Below are 22,640 nucleotides of genomic sequence, written 5' to 3'. Positions count from 1 at the left end.
GCGATCTCCTTCAGAATGGCGAACACAAGAAATATTTCCTGTGAGCATTTTGGATCTCGCAATATAGCAGCTTGAAAACGATTGCGCTGCCGCCTACCGTTCACTGCACATGCAGAAGTACCGGGGCCATCAACTCTCGCGCTGTGGTATTTGTCCGGTAAAAATTATCGCCCGCTGCTGAATTCCTTTTTGGCCTGAGCAAGATCGGCTTGATGCGCGGCTTTGGCGTCTTTCATGCACGCCGTGCGGTCAGCCTTGCTCATTTTCTTGCAGTTTGTTAGCGCTTCCTGATAGGCCGCATCGGCCTCTTTCTTTGCGATCCTGTACTGTCCTTGCGGACTCATATCTTCCTTGGATTGCTGCGCTTCCGCTCGATCTTCAGCAGTACGCGCGGCATATGCCGAAGGCAGTGAGACGAGCATGGCGCCCATGACGAACAGCGTAGATGAAAACAGCTTTACATATGGTTTCATCGCAATTTCTCCGAGGGATAACCGGGACGCGCTGCACGGATTGCCCCGCAAAGAAACGCCCGATCCGTGCTGGCGAAACCATTTAGACGGAGGGGCGTGATGCGAGTTTCACGCGTCCGTCTGCCATGATTTTAATCAAAGGAAAAATTTCCTTTAGAATCATGCATATAGATAATGTTGTTCTGGCTTATCCACAGAATTGGTCACAGCTTGTGTGGGTAAATCATGGCGCGGAGGGCGGGATGATCAGTTTGCCCAGCAGATTGATACGCTTGACTACTTCGGATTGGGCCGGGCTCGACCCTGCCTTTTCGAGCAAGGGTGTTTCTTGATCGGATACAGGATCTTGGGTTGCGGTAGAGGGGGCAAGCGTTTCTTGGTTATCGAGTGGGCGCATATCCGGCAGTAAAAGTTTAAGTTGATGCTAATAAGACAATCTGAGCCGGATTGAGTTCGCAAGATCGAACTTGAGTTTTACAAAGAATGAGCAAAACAAGATAGGGCATCGCTTTACAGCTATCTGCTACGGCGGGATTGGCTCGACATGGTAAGGCGATGGCGGTGAAGTGACTGCCCCTGAGGCACCTCGTTGGCGCACAAAAAAATGACGGCAGTGTGCCTATGGATGGAGATGCGCCGTGACGAATGAATAAATCTAAAATATAATCATTCTCATCTGGTTGCGGACGACCATACTTGGACGGATACTCTTATGCAAGCGCTGCGCATTTTCTCGTTCATCCTGTTCTGCCTGCTGTCGTTGCTGCCGACGGCGCATGCCGACGATCTGGTCACGCAAAACAAGGCAAAGCAGATCTGGCAACTGTTCGACTATCTCGCCGTCGACTACGGCAAGGCAGTCAAGGATGGCACGGTAGCCAGTCAGGATGAGTACGCCGAGATGCAGGAATTCGCCCGTGCGGCGGAGCGGCAGTTGAGCGAACTGCCTGCTACGCCAGCCACGCCCGAATTGCTGAAAGGGGCTGCCGCTTTGCGTAGCGCGATTGCCGAAAAAGCCCCGGCGTCCGCTGTCGGTGATCAGGCGCGCACGCTAGCCGCCGGATTGCTCGCTGCTTATCCGGTGCCGCTCTCGCCCGGCAAGCTGCCGGATCTGCGGCTAGGGGCCAACCTCTACCAAAGCCAGTGCGCTTCCTGTCATGGGGCATCAGGACACGCGGATGGTCCGCTGGCCGCAAAGTTGAGTCCGCCGCCGATTGCGCTCGCCGACCATGCGCGCGCCCAGGAACGCAGCGTGTTCGCGCTGCAGCAGATCATCACGCGCGGGGTGGATGGCACCTCGATGACTGGTTTCGCGCAATTGTCGGACGATGAGCGTTGGGCCATTGCCTATTTCGCGTCGACGCTGTCGTATTCCGATAGTGATCGTCAGGCCGGGGCAGCGCTCTGGGCAGCGCGCCCGGACTTGCACGCCATTGTGCCGACGTTGGCCAAGCTGAGCCAGATATCCGAAGTGGACTTGTCCAAGGCGCTTGGAGCGCAGACTGCTCGGCCATTGATTGCCTACCTGCGCAGCACGCCTGAAGCGCTCAATGCGGCGAGCGCCGATACGCTGTTGATTGCCAAGCGCAAATTGAAGGAAAGCGCGGCGGCTCTGGACCGGGGCGACCTGTCAGCTGCCTCTCAACTAGCGCTGTCCGCCTATCTGGATGGCTTTGAGCCGGTAGAGCCGGCGTTGATCGCCAAGAACCGGCCGCTCTTCGAGGAAGTGGAAAAGTCGATGAGCGCGTATCGCAGCGCCATCACCGCCAGCCGAGTCCAGCAGGCACACGACATCGAAGCGCACCTGCAAACGCTGCTGGCCGATGCCCAGTCGGCGCTGCAAGGGACCGGCAATCCGCTGTCGGCTTTCGTCGGCGCCTTGACGATACTCTTGCGCGAAGGCCTGGAGGCGCTCTTGGTCGTGGTGGCGATGATCGCGTTTCTGAAGAAGGCCGAACGCACCGATGTTCTGCCATATGTCCATGCGGGGTGGATCGCCGCGCTGGCGGCCGGCGGCCTGACCTGGGGCGTTGCAACTTATCTGGTGGACGTGAGCGGCGCCAGCCGGGAAATGACGGAAGGTTTTTCCGCCATTTTTGCAGCGGTCGTGCTATTGGGCGTGGGCATCTGGATGCATCAGAAGAGCCTGGCCGGGCGCTGGCAAGCCTATGTGAAACAGAAGCTGTCGTCGGCCCTGACCAGGAAATCGGCCATGATGCTGTTCCTGCTGGCGTTTGTCACGGTCTACCGCGAAGTCTTTGAGACCGTCCTCTTCTATGCCGCGCTTTGGGCGGAGGGCAACGGTGCTTATATGCTCGCGGGGTTGGGAGCGGGTGCTGCCATCCTCGGCATTGTTGCGGTCGTCCTGTTGCGTTCGACTACCCGTCTGCCGCTCAGCCAGTTCTTTGCGTTCAGTTCGGCTCTGGTGGGCGTGCTGGCCGTCGTTCTCATGGGTAAGGGTGTCGCCGCCTTGCAAAAGGTCGGTTTCCTCAACATTACGCCGGTCACGGCGCCACGCATCGATGTCTTGGGAATTTATCCGTCAATGCAGACGTTGGTGGCGCAAATCCTTATCTTGCTGGTTATCGTGGCCAGCGTCATGCACAACCTGCAGTCGCAGAAAAAAACGGGCCCGGCATAGGCTGAAAGGAATTGTCGAAATCCGTATCGGTCTCAGTTGGCTTCATGGGAGAGTTTTGAATGTTAGCCGGCAGGAAAAAATACCCCCGGATATACCCTCAAATTTCTTGGAAATAAATATTGACTCGTGGGCGTCCTTAAGCAAAAACCCGCGCACTCACTGGGAGATACGCGGGTTTTTGGATTCTATTAAAGTATTCTGGATCGGTACTTGGTCCCGCCGACAGGTTTATCGGCCCTGCTTTCTGTGACCTAAGTCCTTGATTACACGGGGTGTTTGTTGATGGGGGAAATACACTGTATCACACTCTGTATCACAGAATCCGTTAGGTAGCGTGGGCTATACTAGGTGCTTCACAGCATGCTAGCAAATTGGATGAAGAAGACTACAAGGGAAATCTTTAAACAGCTCGACGACTCACGGAACGCCAAACGTCTTGGCTCCATGCTGGTGCCGTTTGACACTTCTGGTCTGGATATATACAGCAGCGTATTGGAGCGCCCCACGGGTTATAAGGGTACAAGGGAGACTCTAGCTAGCTTTGCACATATTCTTAAAGTGTCGGTCGATTTTCTGATCCAGCAATTTGCTCGTGCGGGGATTAGTGGCCTCACGCCGGATCACACGATTGACTCAACCCACAAAGACGCCTTGTTAGCCTTTCTTAGGGCAGAACACGGGGCTGGTTCCAAAAAACCGATTCCGTTGTATCGTAAAGACGACATTAGTTCGTCTCAGATTGAGGTGGTTCAGGATGTTAACGAAGAGCTACTTCTTCGTCTATCCAGAGACCCTACTCTCATGTATCACTTAGCTCCACGTAAGTTTGAGGAGATGGTGGCGCACTTATTTGAAGATCGGGGCTATACGGTAACGCTTACGCAGCAGACACGCGACGGGGGGTAGACCTGACTAGCCCCGCAGGGAAGATGACCATGCAGGTTATCAATGCTGTGGCTGAGTTTGAGCGTGATCTTCTGATTGAACGCACCCATGCTGGAATCAACAGAGCACGGGCAGAGGGTAAGACCTTTGGGAGACCATCAGCACTCTCGGCAGACCAAAGGGCCGAGGTGGTCAAGCAGCTTGCCCAAGGTGTCCCTGTGGCGCAGATTGCGAAGGCTTACAAGACCAGCAGACAGACCATCATGCGGGTACGCTCAGGAAGCGTTTAGAAGCCCTCAGAGGCATTCTTAAATGCAGCAGAGATCACACCCCTGTCTGCGCCCGTGAAGCTCTAAAGAGGTTGTATAGCATCTCTAGTGCCAGTGTGTTTGGCGTGCTGAATCCGCGATACATCTTTGGATGTATTCCGTGGAACAATTCGTGAAACAAATTATATTGGGTATGCAGTTCGCATCTTTTAAAGAAGCTCGCGGATGCTATCTGTACCTGAGCTGCCGCCGAAATCCAATAGCCTGTTGGATGGGATTCCTTGTGAATCAATGAACTAGAAGAAAGCCCGATTTCATTGTGAATTTTCATCGTAAAAAGCCGTTGCATGTTGCCAGAAGACTGGCAGATAATCCATCTGCGCACACTAGAGCAACCTGCTATTTGAATGCTGTGAAGGTGCTTGCGCCAGTATGGGTTGCGCCTACTGTTCTAAGGTTTCTGAAAGCAGGCAGAGACCAACTGAAGTGTTCATGGGATGTTCATCCACTACTAGCTGGAACCGAAATGACCTTCGTTCATAGACATAGGATTTACTATGACGAAGCTTGTCACGCCCGTACCGTCCAGCGGAATCAATCAATCTAGCAATACAGCAGTATCTCTCGCAAACCGTCCGCGCATTAAGGAAATGCACTCTGAGGAGTATCAGGAATTCGAGAGGAAGCATTTCAACGCATCTCAAGGTGGAGCCTTCCGCCAGCATGGTACCGGCCATGATGTTTTCACCTACGGTGACCTGACAGGCATGAACTTCACTCGCGCACCGTGGTTATTCGAAGGGCTTATGCGCAGCAATGAAGTTGCGATGGTCTACGCGGCTACCGGAGTGGGCAAGACCTGGCTCACGTTATCCTTGGCTATGATCGCTGCCGGAGGAGGGCAATTGCTTGAATGGAGCAACGATTCCCCTTGCCGTGTGCTGTATCTGGACGGAGAGATGGACAGTAAGCGATCCATGACGGACGTCCCTTGTCGGATAGTCTCGCGTGTTGTTAGCGCGATTACAACCGAGTCGTCGGGAGGGAGATTTTCCAGGGCAGCAGCGCCTCGTAATCATCGGCCGTAGTTGCCAGAGGCAGCGCGCGGAGCAGTTTGATCAGGTAGGCGTACGGATTGACGTTATTGGCCTTGCAGGTCTCGATGATGGAATACAGATTGGCGCTGGCAGTAGCGCCGCCGACGGTGTCCGCAAACAGCCAGCCCTTTCGCCCGATCACGAAGGGACGGATCGCGTTTTCGCACTGGTTGTTGTCAATCGGCCAGAGGCCGTTCTCGATGTAGCGCGTCAGTTTGGACCACTGCCCACTCAGATAGGCAAGAGCACGGCCGAGCTTGCTGTTGGGCGTGACGATCGGCTGATACGTCAGCAGCAGGCGCTCGATGTGCTTGAGCACATGGGCGCTGTAGCGGGCGCGCAGCCGTTGTCGGTGGGCCGCGTCGGCGTGCCTGGCTCGGGCCTCGGCGGCATAGAGCTTGCCGATGGCTGCAATGAATTGCGTGGCAGGCTGCTGCGGTGTGCGCGACTCTTTCGGCAGCACGTCCTCGGCCTCGATGAAGTAGCGTCGACAATGGACCCAGCATCCGAGGTGCACCAGACCATGGGTCGCCGCGATGGCGTTGTAGACCTCATAGCCATCCGTCATCAGCACTGCGCCTTTGGCCATGCCGGCATAGAGTTTGAGCGCATGGCTGGTTCCCCGACCGGGAGAGTAGCCGAACAAGCGCACCGGCGGTCCCGTGCCATTCATCTGCGCCCACAGATAGCTTTGGGTCTGCGGCGAGCGGCCCGGTTCCTTGAGCACCTGCAGTTCCGTCTCGTCGCCGTACACCAGCTCGGATTCCAGCAGCACGTCGCGCAGCAGGTTGATGATCGGCTGCACTGCCTGACCAACGCGCACCACGCTGGCGGCCAGCGTGGTGCGCGACAGGTCGCCGCCAAAGCGGCGCAGCAAGGCCGCTTGCCGATACAGCGGCAAGCCATCCTGATACTTCGCCGTCACGATCCACGCCAGCGCCGCTTCGGTCAGCAGGCCCTTGGGGATGACGCGCGCTGCGGCAGGCGTGACCTTGATGCCGCCATCGCAGCACGGGCAGGCGTACTTGATGCGCTGATGCTGGATCACGCGTACCTGCTGGGGAATGATGTCGAGCTGTTCGCTGATCTCGGCACCGATTTCGATCAGGACGCTGCCGTCATGCGGGCAAATACGCTCGGATTCGGGCAGCTCGTGACGCACGACGTCGCGCGGTAGCGCGGGATCGAGCGGCTTGCGGCCACCACGCTTTTTGCGCAGATGGCTCGCCACTTCAACGCCTGGCTCGTCCTCTTTGGCAGGCTCAGCGGAGGCAGTCGGCGCCAGGGTCTCGGCCTCGTTAAAGAACAGATCCTTTTGCCCGGCACTGCGTGCTTCGCTGCGTGCCGCATACAGCTTGTGCAGATACGCCTGCACGCGTTCCTTGAGCAGGCCCCGCTCGAGCGTCACGACCCGCAGCTCACCGCGCAACGCGTCACGCTCCTGCGCTGCCTGGCGCAACGCTTCCAGTTCCTCGGCCGTGATCATGACGTTTTGCATGGACTTTTTGACAACGCTCTGCCGCCCCGGTTCACGCCGTGCGACGGTAATGGCGCACAGGATGGCCGCGCATGGCTTCCAGGTCGATCCCATCGAGCAGCCATTGCAGCTGCTCGACGCTGAGCTCGACCACCGCTGACGCTTTCGGCCAGACGAAGCGGTCCGCTTCCAGCCGCTTGAACAGAAGCCAGAATCCGGTGCGATCCCACAGCAGCAGTTTGATGCGGTCGCGCCGCTTATTGCTGAAGACGTAGACCGCCCGAGCAAAGGGATCGAGCCCGAGGCCTTGTTCGACCAGCGCAGCCAGGCCATTGATGTTCTTGCGGCCGTCCACCGGCTCGCGGTGCAGGAATACCTTCAGAGCCGGGTCGAGACGGAACATGGCAGTGTGCACAGCAGGCGCAACAAGCACGACAGCTCATCTTCGCCATGCCCACTCAGACAAATCTCGATGCCGTTGGGCAGCCGCACTCGTAACCCGGACTCTGTGGGCTTGCTGCAGGAGCCCGCCGGCACGACCGGTATGAATGGAGGCGGTGAAGGCGCGACAGACTGTGATGTCGCAACAGGAGATTGCTCCTGTTTCTGCAGGTGCAGGCTGATCCACTTGCGCAGCAGGTTCGCGTTGATGCCATGCTTGAGCGCCACGCGCGCCACTGACACGCCTGGCTTGAGGCATGTCTGGACCAGCTCGGCCTTCGCCTGTTTGTCATATCGCCGGCGTCCATCCCGCTTGCTGCCGACAACCAGCCGCTGCAACAGCTCTGAGTCATGCTCTGCCATAGGTGTCCACCTCCATGTAGGTGGACATATCCTGACTGCTCAAACTCCGCGATTCAAGACGCCGATGATGGATCGCTTACAGTGCTAAATCGCTTTTCTCACGTTACTGGTCGGAAGAGTGGAATGTACCGGCACGATTTTCTTGTCAAGCACAACGATCAGACCAAAGATAGCAAAGATGACTTCAAAGTACGCGAAGCTGAGCGCGGCACCGCCGAGGCAGAACGCAAATATCGACAGCCGCAGCATGGTCGTTAGGGAGATAATCCAGGGCTCCGCGTTTTGCTGGCGCGCGCGCTCGGCGACAGAGCCGGCCGTACGAAACGCAAGAAACAGAAGGCTTAGATAAATGACCAGTCCGATAAACCCATGATCGCCCAGCACCTGGAAATAGATACTATGCGCAGCATGTGATGCTATCGTATCGGGAACGGCGGTGCCTGTGTAAAAGAATGGCAAGGATTGGAATTGCTGGGAAAGGCTGCGCCAGACAGGGAAGAACTCGAGCGTTTTGAACCCGCCGCCGAACACCGGGTACTGCAGCGCGAGAATCAGACTCAGTTTCCAGGCAACGACACGGCCCATAAAGGACGCGTCTTCATTGGCGTTGGAAATGGTATCCATACGTTCACGCCATTGGTCCGTGATCAGCATGGAGCTGAGACCCAGTGCGATGACGATCACGACCAGAAGCGGGAACTTTCGATTGCTCTTTGCGAAGAGGTAGAGGCCAAGCCCGAGCAATGCAATCAAACCGCCTCGCGATTGTGTTCCTACCACGGAGATCACCATGGCGATGAGCGTCATTACAAGAAGGAGCTTGGTCATAACTGCCTCCTTGCCGTACTCGTTCAGCAGGTAAACGCAAATCGGGAGCGTTATCACAAAGGCGAGAGCGAGGTCATTCCGATCGCCCAGAATATGTCCCGGCAAGCCTGAAATCTGGTGTCCGCCGCCGCTGGCCGCAAATTTCAGCCCTTCCAGTACGGCGTAAAAGCCAATCGAAAGAACCAGGCACCAAAGAAAGAAGTCGATGTGAAGTTTTTTGTTAACGATCAGGACGATGAATGCAAAGAGCAGGATAACCTTGAAGAAGCGAGACCAATACTCCCAGGAGATTTCGGGCAGACCGGAGCTCTCCATCGTGGTCATCGTTGTCCAGATAAAGAAGATGAATACCAGTGTGCCGACTGCACCCCAGCGTACCGGCCCCTTTTCCTTGGACAGCAGGTATCCGCCGATTGCGAACGTGGTGAACAGCAGATTGTAGCGGATGACTGACGCCATGCCATACACCCAGCCATTTGGAAAAAACATCGCGGTCCAAATCCACATGCCCAACGCGATGAACGGCCTGTTGGTCATCGCGATTAAGAATAAAGGCAGTAGACTGAGCAATACTAGGTCACGCATACCTTATTTCCCTGCCTTGTCGGATTTTCGCTCCCGGACATCGCACCGCCTGGCCCAGAAGCAGAGATAGACAACGGCTAGCAGATCGAGCGCCCAAAAAATGCTTTCCACTATTTACCCTTTTACTCGTCAAGAACCCCGGACGCCTTCGGATATAGGCTAGGGATCGGATTGAAGAAGGGGCTAGTGCAGGCAAGCGGTTCAACCGGATATATCAGCGCGGGTGTCAGTCCTCCCGATTAGAACCCCCAATATCACGCCGAATCGTAATTTGCTGCTGCATTTCAACATTGATAATTTTCAAATGTCAGTGAAAATGGCACGCATAACCTCTATGCCGCGTGCATTTCCCTATGCTCATGTCCAAGCAAAACCCGAAAAAAAACCCGGTGAGGCAATTGCCTTACCGGGTCATACGTAGAATGGATGTTACTACGATTACTGCAATGCTTCACGGGGCAGCGGCTACTGCCCTAGTAGCAGTTAGAACCTGTTCAGTGTCTCCGTAATAACAATGACAGGAAGGCGAGCGCTACGAGTTGGGCGCTGGTTTCCAGTTTGCGCTCGCAGTTCTTCCACAGCCGTCGGCATTTCTCTAACCAGGCGAACGAACGCTCAACGACCCAACGTTTGGGAAGCACGGCAAAGTGATGCAGCTCGCTGCGCTTGACCACCTCGATTTTTGCGCCGAGGATTTGCCAGACCAACTCTTCATAGCGTGCGCCAGTATAAGCACCGTCCACGAGCACGGTTTTCACCTCACACAGCGTTTCGTCATTGAGCAACAACATCAACAGGGCGCCATTGCGGTCGGTCACGTCGGCGGTCGTCACTTCGATCGCATGCGGTAGTCCCTGCGTATCCACCGCCAGATGTCGCTTGATACCCGATACCTTCTTGCCCGCGTCATAGCCTTTGGCCCGCGCTGTATCCGTGTTCTTCACGCTTTGCGCGTCGACGATGCAAAAGCTCGTCTTTGCGGTGCGTCCATTCTCGATACGCTCGCGCCTGACCAGATTTTTTTAAAGCTTGCTCAAACAGGCTCGTCCCATCCGCCGCTGTACTGATCGTCCAGTGATCGAAGTAGTAGCGCACGATATTCCAGCCCGGGAAATCGCCCGGAATTGCACGCCAGGTACTTCCATTCTTTAGCAAATACAGGATCGCGCAGAAAACATCGTATAAATCCACCTTCCGTGGCGCTGTCCGGTGCTTCGCCCCCTCCAGCATCAGCCGGATAACTTCAAATTGTTCCCGGCTGACGTCGCTCGGATAAACTTTTCGCTCCATACCAGCTGCTCCGCATTCAGTGCATCTCCAGCGTTTGATTCAAAGACACTGAACAGGTTCTAATAACGGATTTGGCTCAACACGGACTCAGCAATATAGCGCACCTCATTGGGTTGCATATAGGGTCCCATCGGCAGACTTATCACTTTTCTTGCCATGTCGACTGATACCGGAAACTGGTCCTGAGAGCAAAACTGTGCATATGCAGGTTGCAAGGGGATCGGCACCGGATAATGCACGGCCGTTGGGATTTCCCTCTCTCTCAAGGCTGCCTGCACCGTCTCACGATCTTCCAGCCCAATGGTGTACTGGGCAAACGTGCTCTCGCACTCAGAATGCTGGCGAATCCTCCAAACCCGATTTCCGAACAATTCGTCGTACAGTGCGCCGATCTTCCGCCGCTGCTCCAGCTCCCAGTCAAAGCGCTCCAGTTTGGCCAGAAGGACCGCACATTGGAGGGTATCCATACGGCCGCCGACACCGATACGCGAATGAACATAACGGCGCGATTGACCATGAACGCGAATCTCGCGCATGACCTGGGCAAGTTCGTCATCGCTGGTGAAGATCGCTCCGCCGTCACCGTAGCAGCCGAGCGGCTTACTGGGGAAGAAACTGGTACAGCCGATGGTGGAAAGATTGGCGCTCTTTCTCCCCTTGTAAGTGGCGCCAAGGCTCTGAGCGGCATCTTCAATGATGACCACGCCATGCTTATTCGCAATGGCATTGATCCGGTCCATGTCCGCCGGCTTCCCGTAGAGCGCAACCGGAATAATTGCACGGGTTTTTGACGTTATCTTCCCCTCGATCAGATCAACGTCAATATTGCAGGAATCAGGCTCGATATCGACAAAAACCGGCTTCGCACCCAGCAGCGCAATAACTTCAGCCGTAGCGATGAACGAAAATGCAGTGGTGATGACTTCATCGCCAGGCTCGACGCCTATTGCCATCAGAGAAATCAGCAGGGCTTCGGTTCCGGATGCAACGGAAATACAATGGACCGCCCCCGTGTACTCGGCCAATCGCCTTTCCAACTCCTGCACCTCCGGACCCATGATGTATTGACCATGGTCCAGAACGGCCTGAATGCGCTCATTGATGCTTTTCCGCAGTTCTCGATATTGCGTCTTGAGGTCGATGAATTCCATTTTCCGGAGAATGTTGTTATTGAATCGATTTTTCAAAGAGTGTGCAAACGCCATCCTGCAGGACGTATTGCTCTCCAGTGTGCGGGCATACGGCTTCGCCATTGCCGGCGAGCGGCAGATCGAGCCGTTCGCCATAACGACTCATCCATCCGATTTTCCGCCCAGGAACACCCGCAACAAGCGCAAAATCAGGCACGTCGCGATTGACCACCGCACCGGCGGCCACAAATGCATATTTGCCCACGGTGACACCGCAAATGATTGTCGCGTTGGCACACAGCGTTGCACCTCGCCTGATCAATGTCTTTCGATATTGATCCTTGCGCGCCACTTCGGAACGCGGGTTATACACGTTGGTAAAGACCATGCTTGGCCCGCAAAAGACGTCGCTCTCTATCGTGACGGCATCATAGACGGATACGTTATTCTGGATCTTGACGTTATTGCCGATCACGACTTCATTGCCCACGTATACGTTCTGGCCCAACGAACAGTTGTCCCCTATGCACGCGCCTGCGCATACATGGGAAAAGTGCCAGATGCGTGAACCGTTCCCTATCGTCGCGCCCTTGTCGACAATTGCCGTTGGATGAATCTCGATTTCCATCTCAGTATTCCAACGGCAATGCAACACGTTTTCCATCTCTGGCAGACAGATAGGTCGCAATCAGGATCTCGAGCGTTTTCAGCCCCTCCCGCCCGTCCGTTTCCGGCTCAACCTCGCCACGCAACACCCTGATGACGTTTTCATAGTATTGGATGTGTCCGAAACCATAGACAGAATCGGTTGCGTAGCTGGCCTCCTTCACTTTTTCACTAAATTCTGACTCAGGTGCATCAGCGAATTCCCAGTGGTCTATCTGGTTAAGCGCCACCCCCCCTATGCGCACGGTTCCTTTTTCACCGAGAACAGTGATGCTTCCCTCAAAATTTTTCGGATAGGTCAGCATGGTCACGTTGACCGATCCCAGCGCGCCGTTGCGCCACCGCAGGCTCAGCACCCCGGTATCCTCGACCTCGATATTCCGTTCCAGCGTCGCCGTATAGGCCTGCAGGCTTTCGACTGGGCCAATGAGCCAGTTCAGCAGGTCTACGTAATGGCTTGCCTGATTCATGAATGCGCCGCCATCGTATTCCCATGTACCGCGCCATGCGGCACTGTCGTAATACTCCTGCGGACGTGTCCAGAACACATTCAGGTTGACCATGTGGATCCGCCCGAAGCGCTTCTTCTCGATTGCCTGCTTCAGGTTACGGAGGGTAGCGTTGCGGCGGTTCTGTTTTACGACGAACAAACGCACGTGTGCATCATCGCAGGCAGCAACCATGCGCTTTCCATCATCCCATCGGGTAGCCATCGGCTTTTCGGTAATCACATGCCTTCCCGCATGTGCGACCTTGATTGCCTGGCACGGATGCAGGCCGGACGGCGTGGTCAGGATAACGGCGTCCGCGTTGCAATCCGCAAGCATCGCGTCGAGATTGCGGTAAGGCGTGGCGCCGGTCAACTCAGCGGCCCGTTCCAGCGCCTCCGATTCGATATCGCAGATGCCGACCAACCTGCAGGTATCACTGTGATGCTTGATCGCACTGAAATGATTCCTTGCGATCCTGCCGCATCCAACCAGTGCGAAGCGGATTTCACGATCAGTTATCCGTTTGTTAAACGCAGACGACATCATGTGTGCTCTCCCTTTCTCTCACGACTTGACTACGTTGGCCAGGTTGTCCAGATAAACGCCGCGCGTATCGACAATCAGCTTCGCGTGTTTTTGGATCAGATCGTAGTCAAATGCGCTGTGATTGGTCGCCAGGAGAAGCAAGTCGTAGGAGGCGATCGATTCACGCGTCAGTTCAACGCTGTTGAGCATGAAATGATGCGCGCGCATCTTGGGAAAGACCGGCACATGGGGATCGGAATAGGCGACTTCCGCGCCTTTTTTTTGCAGGATCTCGATCAGTCTTATCGATGGGGATTCGCGCATGTCGTCCACGTCTTTCTTGTAAGCTATCCCGAGCACCAATATTCTGCTGCCGTTGACGGACTTTCCGCAGGAATTCAACGCATCGGTCACCTTGTTGACGACCCATTGCGGCATGTCGTTGTTGATTTCCCCGGCCAATTCGATAAATCGGGTATGCAGCCCGTATTGGCGCGCCTTCCAAGTCAGGTAAAAAGGGTCTATCGGGATGCAGTGCCCGCCCAGGCCCGGCCCCGGAAAATAGGGTGTAAACCCGAACGGCTTGGTCGCGGCGGCATGAATGACTTCATAAATATCAATATCCATCTTGTCCGCGATGATTTTCATCTCATTGGCAAGACCGATATTGACGGCACGATGAATGTTTTCCAGCAGCTTGGTCAGCTCTGCGGTTCGCGTAGAACGGACCGGAACCACTCTTTCCACGGCCGCGCCGTATAACGCGATGCCGGCTTGCTGGCAGGCAGGCGTGACGCCGCCGCATATCTTGGGTATGGCACGCGTGTTGAATTCAGGATTGCCCGGATCTTCACGCTCGGGCGAGTACACCAGAAAAACCTCTTCGCCCACCTTCAAACCCTGCGCTTCGATACGCGGCAGCAGTTCTTCTTCGGTCGTACCTGGATACGTCGTGCTTTCCAGCGACATGACCTGCCCGGGGCGCATATGCGGCACCAGCGCATCGGCCGTGCTCAGGATGAAGCTCAGATCAGGCTCGCGATAAGCGTTAAGCGGAGTCGGAACACAGATGATCAGGGCATCGGGTTCGGATGCGCGCGAAAAATCGGTGGTGGCTTCGAACCCCACGGCACGCGCCTGCTGAATCGATTTCGACCGGATGTGCTCGATGTAGCTTTGGCCCTGGTTTAACTTCTCGACCTTTTCCGCATCGATATCGAAACCGATCACCTTGAATCCTGTTTCGGCATAGGTCAACATCAGTGGCAATCCGACGTAGCCGAGGCCGACTATGCCGACGGTCGCTCTGCGGTTTTCAAAGGCGGAAATGAGTCTTTTCAGGATGGCCGCTTCGTAACCCGGCTGCATATCGTCGTTACCGGGAATACTGGCATTTTTTCCTTCAACAGGAGTTTCAAAATATTGCATGCACAACCTTTCATTTTCGGTGGCTCTGCTTCGACCTGCGATGGCGCTCTTCTCACGGTACGTACTTCAGTACATGCCGGCCGGACGATGATTGGCATGTGCCGAATCGATGACATGCAGTTCAAACTCCAACGACGCTATCTGCTGCACATCGTCCCTCGGCACACTATAAACATCAGGCCGCCGAAAAATAAGTATGAAATTTCGATGAGTTGCCATACAAACTCCCGCCACTGATCGACGTCATCGGTTGGCCGTCGTGATGTTCCGAGAGGAAGCCACCTGACCGGGTTATTGAAAGACGAGGAGCACGAGCGAGATCAATCTCTACCGGTGGGAAGACTGCAGAAAGGACGCAACCCCGTCGAACCCGAGAGAGAAGAGCGCATCGATGATGGATAATCCGGCCTTGAATTCCTGCGTACGCTGCGGATATGGCAGCACTGCAAAGTCGCTGTAAGCCAGCTCGATGTCCTCGTTGGCGAATGTGCTCGCATCGTTATATGCCCTCGCTCCGCTACCAGAAAGATAGACAGTGCCGCCCAGAAGACGGACGATGTGCGCAATGCGTTCACTGGGTGTAGCGACCGTATCCAGGTCGAGCTGGGATGCATACAGGATGCTCGTGCCGATCCCAAGAGAACGGCATAATTCCTGAATCAGCAAGCCGTTAAATGTCGACAGATGTGCGCTATCCGACTGCAATAAACTTTCGATGCGATGAAACACCTCCTCGAAATACGGTGCCTTGTGGTAGGCGACTTGTAATGTGCGCAGGTGTTTTTTGACCCAGAACCGATCGGAGAACACGGTGTCCTGAATCAGGCTGTCGCGGCGGCTCTTTTGTACATTCTGGGTGAGCCAGAGCGCTTCGCCATTCGTCCCGATGATGGGCGTGCGGCTGCAATATCCCCGTCGTTCGAATTGAACGTTATCGAGAAACACGAAAGTGTCAGATTTGAAGATCTTGTAGAAGTATCCTAGCCAGGGAAAATAGTTGGGTTGATGGACAGCGACCGTCACAACACCCATCGCACCACCTCGAAACTTTCCGCGTACTCGACACCAATCTGCACTCCGCGTGCCTTGGCCAAGGACATAATGAATTCCCTGGTCATATATGGCCTGCCTGCTTGCGACATGTACGCGGTCAATGCCTCGCATTTCATTTCAACGTGCCGCTTGCTAAGCCGCACAAAACACGAGGTATTGAAGCTCAAGTTATTCCAGATCAGTTCATACCCAAGAATCGTGGTTTGCTTGAATGCGCGTAATCCTTCCCTGGCAATCACCTCGTGGTCCTGATGAATATCGTGCACGCTGGGCATCAGGACCAGGTCGTAGTTGTTTTTCCGGAGATGGATCATCTCATCCAATATCTCCTGGCGCCTATATTCGAGCTCTCTGACCTTATTGCGGTAAATATACAAATTTTCCGGCTTGATGTTCAGCCGGGAAGTTGCCAGCTTCACTTCCCGCTCCAGCGTACCGGGGGGGAATGCCGGATCCAATGAATCCTCCGCCGTCGAAAACGCGGCGTAACTGACATTCGCACCGCGCTCGATCAGCAGTGCAATGGTGGCGCCCGCACCGAGTTCGCCGTCGTCCGTGTGCGGCGCAAGAACCAAGACGTTTTTGAAGCTGAGCAGCAAGGAAGGCCCTCCGATTCTTATTGAAGTAGCGTAGCAACGATTCGCTGCTGAAATAAGTACAAAATTTCAATAAATAACCTTGGCATTTCACTCCTGTCATCAATTTTTTCGATGACCTTCCCTTGACCGCATGGCATAGCCGCTGCCGCGAACCCCTCGCTCGTCCGCCAAACACGGCGCTTCCATCGCCGCTCGCCAACGGTGACGGCCGCATTTGGCCGACACCATTCATATTTCCGTTCGGAACTTTCCTGTAGGAATTAAGTCTGTACGGTAATTCCTTCTCTTGGAAGAGCATGGCGTCGTGTTGCACACGCTCGCTGTTTTTAACCACATAAGAAACCCCTTCGGCTTACGAGGGTTCCGCCCAGGCGACTTCTCCGTTCTCACATGATTAATATTCCAAAGACAAAACGAGCAGCACCTTACCTCGCTCCCGTTCTCCTGGCTTTCACGTTGTCCGCGTGCGGCGGCGGCGGCGACGACAGCACGACGAGCGACAACGACGCGCAAGCCACCACTCTCGGCGCCAAGTCGTGGCGCAAGCGTAGTACTACGACTACGACCACGACCACGACCACCAGCACGCCGGACACGACGTCCTCTACAACGTCCCCCACGTCGCCCACTACGACCTCCACAACATCCCCGGCGACGTCCACGTCTTCGCCAACGGCTTCCACCATGGCGACCTACAGCGTCGTCGCGGACGGAGCTGTGCGCAAATTCGATTTTGACGGCAGCACGCCGTTCGTTGATCCGGCGACCGGTCAATCCGACATGCATGACTGGCTGTACAACGCAAAGTATTTGCAGTATTACGAGATCAGCAACGCCGGCATTTCGCCCTGGATTTCGAAGGTCACGGAAGCCGACGGTACCCAGGCAACACGCTTCCAGGTGTTTCCGTCCGATGCGCAGATCTACAACTGGCGCACGCAAAACAGCAACTTCCCGTTCGAACCGTACAAAACCTACCGCTATGATCTCGAGTTCAAGCTGGATCCGAACTGGCAGTTCAATATGGCGACCGGCGACGGCCTGCTGTGGCAAACCAAGGGCATGCCCAAGACCGGCCAATATGGCCATGCTGTCATGAGCATGGGCGTCACCGGGAGCAATCTTTACTTCTCCGTGCTGTATCCCAATAGCGCGCTGAATGCAACGACCTGGCCGACCAGCGTGACATGGCCCAGCAACGATTACGCCGCCACCAACTTCCCGACGAAGCCGATTGTGGCCGGACGCTACTACAAGGTAAGCATCGAATTCTTCGCTGACGACCGTCCGCCGCAGTTCGGCGGCCAGGGTTATGTCAACGTGTATCTCGACGGCGCGCTCTGGATCCAGTACAAGGGCCCCAACCTGCATCCTGACCAGAACGGTCCCCACCGTTGGGACTTCGGCTGGTACAACTGGGGTGGACAGCCTACGTCGACGCGCTCCATTTACTTCAAGACGGCGCACGCCTACGTGAAGTAAGCTGATTGCGTCGCCATGCCCGCCCGCTCCCCCGTAAGCGGGCGGCGTGCAACGGCACCGCAATGCGCCAGGCGGAAGCAGGCATCCTGCCTTCGTTTGGCGCAGTCAAAGCCGAATCGCCGACTCATTCTCCAGAAGAATGGCACGCGGATCGCCCTTGAGCCACGTCCCCGTGCTGACATTGATGCCTCGCGTATTGCCTATTGCGGCAGCGCTGAGCGCAAAGGTGGACGATCCGAATATCCGGTTCCTCGCGAAGCAAAGCCGGGCGAAGTCGCGTATCGTCCCTTCCGAACGGATATCGATGCCACGCAGGGAAGGCAATCCTGCCACAAACTCCGCATCGTCCGTGACGATGACGGGCCGCCGGATGCAGGTATGCTTGCCCACGCGCGCCAGAGCAGCCGCATAGAACTTGTCGATGCGATTGTCGGTATAGCCTAGCCGCACGAAGTCTCCGCCACGCACATGGATCACCAGATCGGTGTCCGCCATTTCCGGTTCGAGCGCGCGAAATGATGGCAGCAGCGGCAAGGCCCTGAGCAGTTCCAGGGGCACCTCCTGAAAATATCCGTCCAGCACCTGAATTCGACTCGGGCGCCGTGACAGGATCGATGCCATGTTCCTGTCCGATGCCAGCGCCAGATACGCGCAGCGCAATGGCAGAAGCCGGGGTATCCTCAACGGCACCACATATTTGCTGTACCAGTCGGACGTTGCATAGGACGACATGGCCAGCACGCCGTCGAGCACGTAGTCGTGCACAGACTCGTACGTGCCCAGGCCGGATGTCGAATAGAGGAGATTCGCATTGGCGCGGTTTGCCACATGCACGGCAAACGCCATCTGGAAAATCTGGTTGCCCAGACCGCCTGCCAGCCGGACGAATACTTTATGCTTTTCTCTCATGGGATGGACATGTCCTTGCGCTTACCTGCCGAGCAAATGCCGCTCGAGGGCAACCCGCAATGAATACAGCAGAGGGGTGGCATACGAGATGGCAGCCGACTTTTGCTTCAGTGGCACGCGCGGCAAGAGGGCAATGCCCAGCACCTTGCCTTCCGACCGCAAGCGATTGAGCCTGGCAAGCGACTCGACATGCGTACGGAAGCTTTGGGACAGCCTGCCCTTGTATTTTTCGAGAAAGATGTCGTACACCATGCCCCGCTGGTCAAGCACCGAGCGCTTCATCTGAAACGGCGCCCCAAAGGCCATGGAATTGCCCTCGTGGATGCGATAGTAGGAGACGATCTTGTCGTTCCACGCCACTCCCTCGGCAAATGCCTCGATGTGCAGCTTTGTCCACGAATCTTCGTTGGGAAGCACTTCGGGAATGGGGAACACCAGATTGCTGAACTCGCGGGAAAACGCCGTCGAGCCGCCACCCAGCGACGGGCCGGACCGGGGCAGGATCAGGCCGTCATACTTGGCATCGGTGCTGAATGATTTGACCTTGCCGGTCGATACCGGCAATTTGCGTTCCTGCAGCAGGTGCACGCGATTCGCAATCGAGTCTTGCGGCATCACGTCATCTCCGGCAAACAGCACGACGACATCCCCGTGCGACATTTCCCATGCCAGGTTGAATGCGCTGACCTTGCCGTGCCCGCGCGAGCGCCCCAAGACAATGCGGCTGTCGGAAGCGGCCATTTCCTCCACGATGGCGCAGGTGGCGTCATCCGAATGGTCATCGACAACGATGATTTCCAGAGAAGAGTGACTTTGCTGCTGTACGCTTTCTATTGCCTCCCTGATGTAGTCCGCTTCGTTCTTGACTGCCATCAGCACCGAGACGAGCATGTCTTCCATTGCACAACTCCTTTTTGTTCAGATGTAGGGTCCTCTTGATGTCGCGTGGATCGCATTCATGGACAGGGGCGCTGCTCATAGAGGTGTGCAGTACGGAAGTAGACCGTGCGCACGGACTGCGGCCTGCCCTCCCACTGATACCACCCGAAGTCGATGCGGTGCGGCGCCAGCTGGTCCGGATGCAAGGTCGGCCCCGTGTACCGGATCCATGGCTGGCCATCCAGCCACAACCGGGCATAGCCCTTCCCGCCAAAGCGCACCGGCCGCTCATCGGGATAGAACGCGATACGTACACGGTGATAACGCCCGGCGTCAATGGAACGCACGGGGAACGCCACCCTTGCATAGTCGTCTCTGCCCCAGGCAACCGGCGATGGCCAACGGCGCGCCCGTGCCGCCGTGGCGGGATACAGGACCGTAAAGCGCAATTGATGGCCAACCACACCGAGCGACATGACCGCATGGCCGGTCTGATAAGGTTTGGCATGGCCCTTGACCTGCCATAGCACCCCGGCTCCTTCCGGCATCTCGAAATCCCATTGCGGATCGAGTTTGAATTCCAGTTCATAGACGTAATGCCGGTAAGGCCCGATGGCATAGGCATTGAGCTGGGTGCGGTAGCCATAGCGCTGGCGATCCCCCGGAAAGACCTGGACGCGTGTGACAGATTGACCGATGCCGGGGTCGAATACCTTGCCGATGTGCGGCGTGTTCGAACCGGCGTTGGTAATCTGGCCGTCGCTCAAGCCCCTGCCGTCGAAGTCCAGGTACGCCGCATCGGGTTTGCCGGTGCCGGGATTGATGAAGGGACGCGAACCGTCGAAGGCATAGGTGCGCACCTCCCCCTGCATCTGCCGCTGGTACGTCACCGGCGAGCAAGGGCATCCCGGCGAGGGAACGGCAGCATGCACGGGATGCGCCAAGCATGGCGCGGCGATTACCGTATTTGACAGCAACGCTACCCAGGTTCGCGCTGCACGGCGCTGCATGCGATGCGCAGAATGCGCCGGGCGCATGACCGGCTGATGGCAGCTCATGCGGCACGTGCGGCAGGCAGGCGCTCAGAACCGGCACACGTAGCCGCACTTTCCCGTATGGGCTGGACGTCGACCGAGAACGTCCTGAGCCATTCCCCGAAACTCACCATGCGCCAAATCATGGAGCTGTATCTAGTCCGTCCAAGCGCCATTTCCTGGAACGTCGCCAGTGAATGATCGGTGAGGATTCCATGGCTGGCCTCCACCGCCTGCGCCAGCTTATCCCGGAACGCCTGGACGCCATGATGCCGCATCCAGGTTTCTTCCGGCATCTGGAAGGCAATCTTGTCGACGCGGTCTCGAATGGGGTCGGGAAGAATGCCATCCATGGCAGCACGTTGCACGCGCTTCGTGACGCCCCTGCACAGTTTGTACTCGTCAGGCAGCCCCAGCGAAAACTCGACCAGCTCATGGTCGAGAAAGGGCACGCGCGATTCGATGGAATGGGCCATCGAATCGCGGTCCTCAAAATGCAGCAGCATTTGCAGATTGGACGACGTCAGCTGCATCAGCGAGGTCGCCATCACGCCTGGCCGATGCATCGAACGGCGCTGGGCAAACGGGTCTTCTTGCCGGGCGCCGAGCGTGTCCACGTCGAGCCAGGAAGGAGTGGCAAAGGATTTTCCGACATATGCGCGCAATGGCTGCCGCAGACGTTCGGGCAGCATCGCGTCTGCCGCGCGCATCAGCAGTTGAAGCGACGAATAGCCATGCATGCGGCGCATGCCGCGCATCTCCTGCAACAGCGCCCCCCAGCTGCCGTCGCGGAACATGCCGGCCAGCCGCGGGCCGAAAAATGCGTGATATCCGGCCAGCAGCTCGTCGGCACCCTGGCCGTCGAGCATGACCTTGACGCCGTCGCGGGACGCCTGCTGGAACACGCACCATTGGGCAAAGATGCTGGTCGAACCGAACGGTTCGTCCTGGTGCCAGGTAATGCGCTCCAGCTCTTCCAGCAACTGGGAGACGTCCGGATAGACGTAGTGCGCGTCAATACCGGTGGACGCGACCACCTGCTCGACCCATTTGCGTTCGTCGATGGTTTCGTCGCGGGCGCATGCAGAATAGCTGACCTGCAAGTGACGGCTTCCCTGCTTTGCCAGCAAGCGATGAGCAGCGCAAACAATGGAAGAGGAATCGAGCCCGCCGGAGAGGCAGGAGCCGACACTCACGTCGGCACGCAGGTGCTGTCCTACTGCATCGCAGAAGCGCTCCCGGAACTGGGCCGCAGCATCGGCGAAGCCGCCGGAAAATTGCCGCGGCTGCAAGTCATACCATTGCCGCGTTTTTATTCTTCCATTTTCATCCGGTCGCACGCCCTTGCCGGGCACCATCGCGCAGTGACCCGGGCGCACCTGATAAACGCCGGCAAACAGGGTTTCATCCGTATGATCGCTAACGCTCCAGACTAGGAAGTCATACGCACGCTGCGCGTTGAGGCAGGCATGCCAGCCGGGAAAGGCAGTGAAGGCCTTGATTTCGGATGCAAAACAAAGGGAACCGTTCGGTGCGGCCCAGTAATAGAGCGGCTTGATGCCAAAGCGGTCGCGTGCGAGAAACAGCGTATCGGCATGCGCATCGTAGATCGCGAAGGAAAACATGCCCTTCAGCTGGTGCAGACAGTCGCTGCCCCACTGGTCATAGGCGGCGAGGATCACTTCGGTATCGCATTCGGTAAGGAAGCGATAGCCGCTCGCTGTGAGACGCTGCCGAAGCTCCACATGGTTGTAGATCTCGCCGTTGTAGACAATCCACAAGCGCCGGTCCGGCGTGCACATCGGCTGATGCCCAGCCTCGGTCAAATCGACGATGGCCAAGCGCCGATGACCAAGCGCCAGGCGGACCGCCACATTGCCGTGTGCAGCGATATCGCTGTCGGGACTGAATGCAAAACCTGTTTCTCCCTGTGGCGTGTCAGCGCCACGGCACGCCAGCATTCTGCCGCCGGCGGCAATGCACAGCAAGTAACCTTCGTCATCCGGTCCGCGATGGCGAAGCAGGCGATTCATCTGCACAATCGGGCCGGCCGCAACAGGCCTTTCCGACACAAATCCTACGATGCCGCACATAT

Annotated in this window: 21 protein-coding genes and 1 pseudogene; 5 read left to right on the top strand and 17 right to left on the bottom strand. The window is 56.6% G+C overall.

All coding sequences use genetic code 11. The annotated features are described in order from the left end of the window. Positions 1-164 precede the first annotated feature (164 nt). Positions 165-431, bottom strand: a complete 267-nt coding sequence (locus TSA66_RS05880) for a hypothetical protein (protein ID WP_198358722.1) — start codon at positions 429-431, stop codon at positions 165-167. 754 nt (positions 432-1,185) lie between these two features. Here TSA66_RS05880 and TSA66_RS05875 point away from each other — a divergent pair. The 4 genes and pseudogenes from TSA66_RS05875 (at position 1,186) to TSA66_RS28190 (ending at position 5,356) form a co-directional block, all read left to right on the top strand. Beyond that, positions 1,186-3,114 carry a cytochrome c/FTR1 family iron permease gene (locus TSA66_RS05875; RefSeq protein ID WP_040039357.1) on the top strand — a complete coding sequence of 643 codons (1,929 nt, stop codon included), beginning with the start codon at positions 1,186-1,188 and terminating at the stop codon, positions 3,112-3,114. Between the two features lie 360 nt (positions 3,115-3,474). Continuing rightward, positions 3,475-4,020: a restriction endonuclease gene (locus TSA66_RS28105; protein WP_408639474.1), complete on the top strand. Its 546-nt coding sequence runs from the start codon at positions 3,475-3,477 to the stop codon at positions 4,018-4,020. Further along, positions 4,014-4,289, top strand: a pseudogene (locus TSA66_RS05865) (helix-turn-helix domain-containing protein); the annotation flags it as partial. The gene TSA66_RS28105 and the pseudogene TSA66_RS05865, both read left to right, overlap by 7 nt. Positions 4,290-4,825: 536 nt before the next feature. Then, positions 4,826-5,356, top strand: a complete 531-nt coding sequence (locus TSA66_RS28190; RefSeq protein ID WP_084199336.1) for an AAA family ATPase — start codon at positions 4,826-4,828, stop codon at positions 5,354-5,356. Here the strand turns inward: TSA66_RS28190 and tnpC are convergent. From tnpC to TSA66_RS26530, 12 genes are all read right to left on the bottom strand, one after another. After that, positions 5,292-6,863: an IS66 family transposase gene (gene tnpC / locus TSA66_RS05860; RefSeq protein WP_040039297.1), complete on the bottom strand. Its 1,572-nt coding sequence runs from the start codon at positions 6,861-6,863 to the stop codon at positions 5,292-5,294. The genes TSA66_RS28190 and tnpC overlap by 65 nt on opposite strands. 31 nt (positions 6,864-6,894) lie before the next feature. Then, positions 6,895-7,245 carry an IS66 family insertion sequence element accessory protein TnpB gene (tnpB, locus tag TSA66_RS05855; RefSeq protein ID WP_040038456.1) on the bottom strand — a complete coding sequence of 117 codons (351 nt, stop codon included), beginning with the start codon at positions 7,243-7,245 and terminating at the stop codon, positions 6,895-6,897. Further along, entirely contained in the window at positions 7,221-7,646 is a 426-nt protein-coding gene (gene tnpA, locus TSA66_RS05850; protein WP_040038455.1) for an IS66-like element accessory protein TnpA, read from the bottom strand. The genes tnpB and tnpA overlap by 25 nt, the downstream gene beginning before the upstream one ends. A gap of 84 nt (positions 7,647-7,730) precedes the next feature. Beyond that, complete coding sequence (locus TSA66_RS05845) at positions 7,731-9,059, bottom strand: putative O-glycosylation ligase, exosortase A system-associated (RefSeq protein WP_040038690.1); 1,329 nt, start codon at positions 9,057-9,059, stop codon at positions 7,731-7,733. Positions 9,060-9,553: 494 nt separating this feature from the next. Beyond that, a protein-coding gene (locus TSA66_RS05840; protein ID WP_408639473.1) for an IS5 family transposase occupies positions 9,554-10,349 on the bottom strand; the annotation gives its coding sequence in 2 pieces (ribosomal slippage) (positions 9,554-10,073 and positions 10,072-10,349; 798 coding nt in all). A gap of 59 nt (positions 10,350-10,408) precedes the next feature. After that, positions 10,409-11,500, bottom strand: coding sequence for a DegT/DnrJ/EryC1/StrS family aminotransferase (locus TSA66_RS05830; RefSeq protein ID WP_040039353.1), 1,092 nt, complete (start codon positions 11,498-11,500; stop codon positions 10,409-10,411). 16 nt (positions 11,501-11,516) lie between these two features. Beyond that, complete coding sequence (locus tag TSA66_RS05825; protein WP_040042243.1) at positions 11,517-12,101, bottom strand: acyltransferase; 585 nt, start codon at positions 12,099-12,101, stop codon at positions 11,517-11,519. Positions 12,102-12,108: 7 nt separating this feature from the next. Continuing rightward, the gene (locus tag TSA66_RS05820; RefSeq protein WP_040042242.1) at positions 12,109-13,179 is read right to left on the bottom strand and encodes a Gfo/Idh/MocA family protein; all 1,071 of its coding nucleotides are present in this window, start codon (positions 13,177-13,179) and stop codon (positions 12,109-12,111) included. Positions 13,180-13,200: 21 nt separating this feature from the next. Beyond that, the gene (locus TSA66_RS05815) at positions 13,201-14,589 is read right to left on the bottom strand and encodes a nucleotide sugar dehydrogenase (RefSeq protein ID WP_332309933.1); all 1,389 of its coding nucleotides are present in this window, start codon (positions 14,587-14,589) and stop codon (positions 13,201-13,203) included. Positions 14,590-14,916: 327 nt separating this feature from the next. Continuing rightward, positions 14,917-15,621, bottom strand: a complete 705-nt coding sequence (locus TSA66_RS05810) for a WbqC family protein (RefSeq protein WP_052452133.1) — start codon at positions 15,619-15,621, stop codon at positions 14,917-14,919. Next, complete coding sequence (locus TSA66_RS05805; RefSeq protein ID WP_040039351.1) at positions 15,609-16,241, bottom strand: PIG-L deacetylase family protein; 633 nt, start codon at positions 16,239-16,241, stop codon at positions 15,609-15,611. The genes TSA66_RS05810 and TSA66_RS05805 overlap by 13 nt, the downstream gene beginning before the upstream one ends. A 425-nt stretch (positions 16,242-16,666) precedes the next feature. Then, positions 16,667-16,927, bottom strand: coding sequence for a hypothetical protein (locus TSA66_RS26530; protein ID WP_040039350.1), 261 nt, complete (start codon positions 16,925-16,927; stop codon positions 16,667-16,669). Between TSA66_RS26530 and TSA66_RS05795 the strand changes: the two genes are divergently transcribed. Continuing rightward, complete coding sequence (locus tag TSA66_RS05795; RefSeq protein WP_040039349.1) at positions 16,926-17,723, top strand: heparin lyase I family protein; 798 nt, start codon at positions 16,926-16,928, stop codon at positions 17,721-17,723. The genes TSA66_RS26530 and TSA66_RS05795 overlap by 2 nt on opposite strands. 105 nt (positions 17,724-17,828) lie before the next feature. Here TSA66_RS05795 and TSA66_RS05790 read toward each other — a convergent pair whose 3' ends face one another. The 4 genes from TSA66_RS05790 to asnB all read right to left on the bottom strand — a co-directional run bounded on the left by TSA66_RS05790 (position 17,829) and on the right by asnB (position 22,638). Next, positions 17,829-18,632 (bottom strand): O-fucosyltransferase family protein, encoded by an 804-nt coding sequence (locus TSA66_RS05790; protein ID WP_040039348.1) that lies wholly within the window; start codon positions 18,630-18,632, stop codon positions 17,829-17,831. A gap of 21 nt (positions 18,633-18,653) precedes the next feature. Beyond that, a complete protein-coding gene (locus TSA66_RS05785) occupies positions 18,654-19,532 on the bottom strand; it encodes a glycosyltransferase family 2 protein (RefSeq protein WP_040039347.1) in 879 nt (292 codons plus the stop codon). Positions 19,533-19,588: 56 nt separating this feature from the next. Next, a complete protein-coding gene (locus tag TSA66_RS05780; RefSeq protein ID WP_157691618.1) occupies positions 19,589-20,443 on the bottom strand; it encodes a heparin lyase I family protein in 855 nt (284 codons plus the stop codon). A gap of 122 nt (positions 20,444-20,565) precedes the next feature. After that, positions 20,566-22,638: an asparagine synthase (glutamine-hydrolyzing) gene (gene asnB, locus TSA66_RS05775; protein WP_084199332.1), complete on the bottom strand. Its 2,073-nt coding sequence runs from the start codon at positions 22,636-22,638 to the stop codon at positions 20,566-20,568. Between the last annotated feature and the right edge of the window lie 2 nt (positions 22,639-22,640).

Origin of the sequence: Noviherbaspirillum autotrophicum, assembly GCF_000818395.1 — a bacterium.
Lineage (GTDB): Bacteria > Pseudomonadota > Gammaproteobacteria > Burkholderiales > Burkholderiaceae_D > Noviherbaspirillum > Noviherbaspirillum autotrophicum.
Note: the sequence above shows the minus strand (reverse complement) of the source record. Positions and strands in the feature narration are given on the sequence as shown.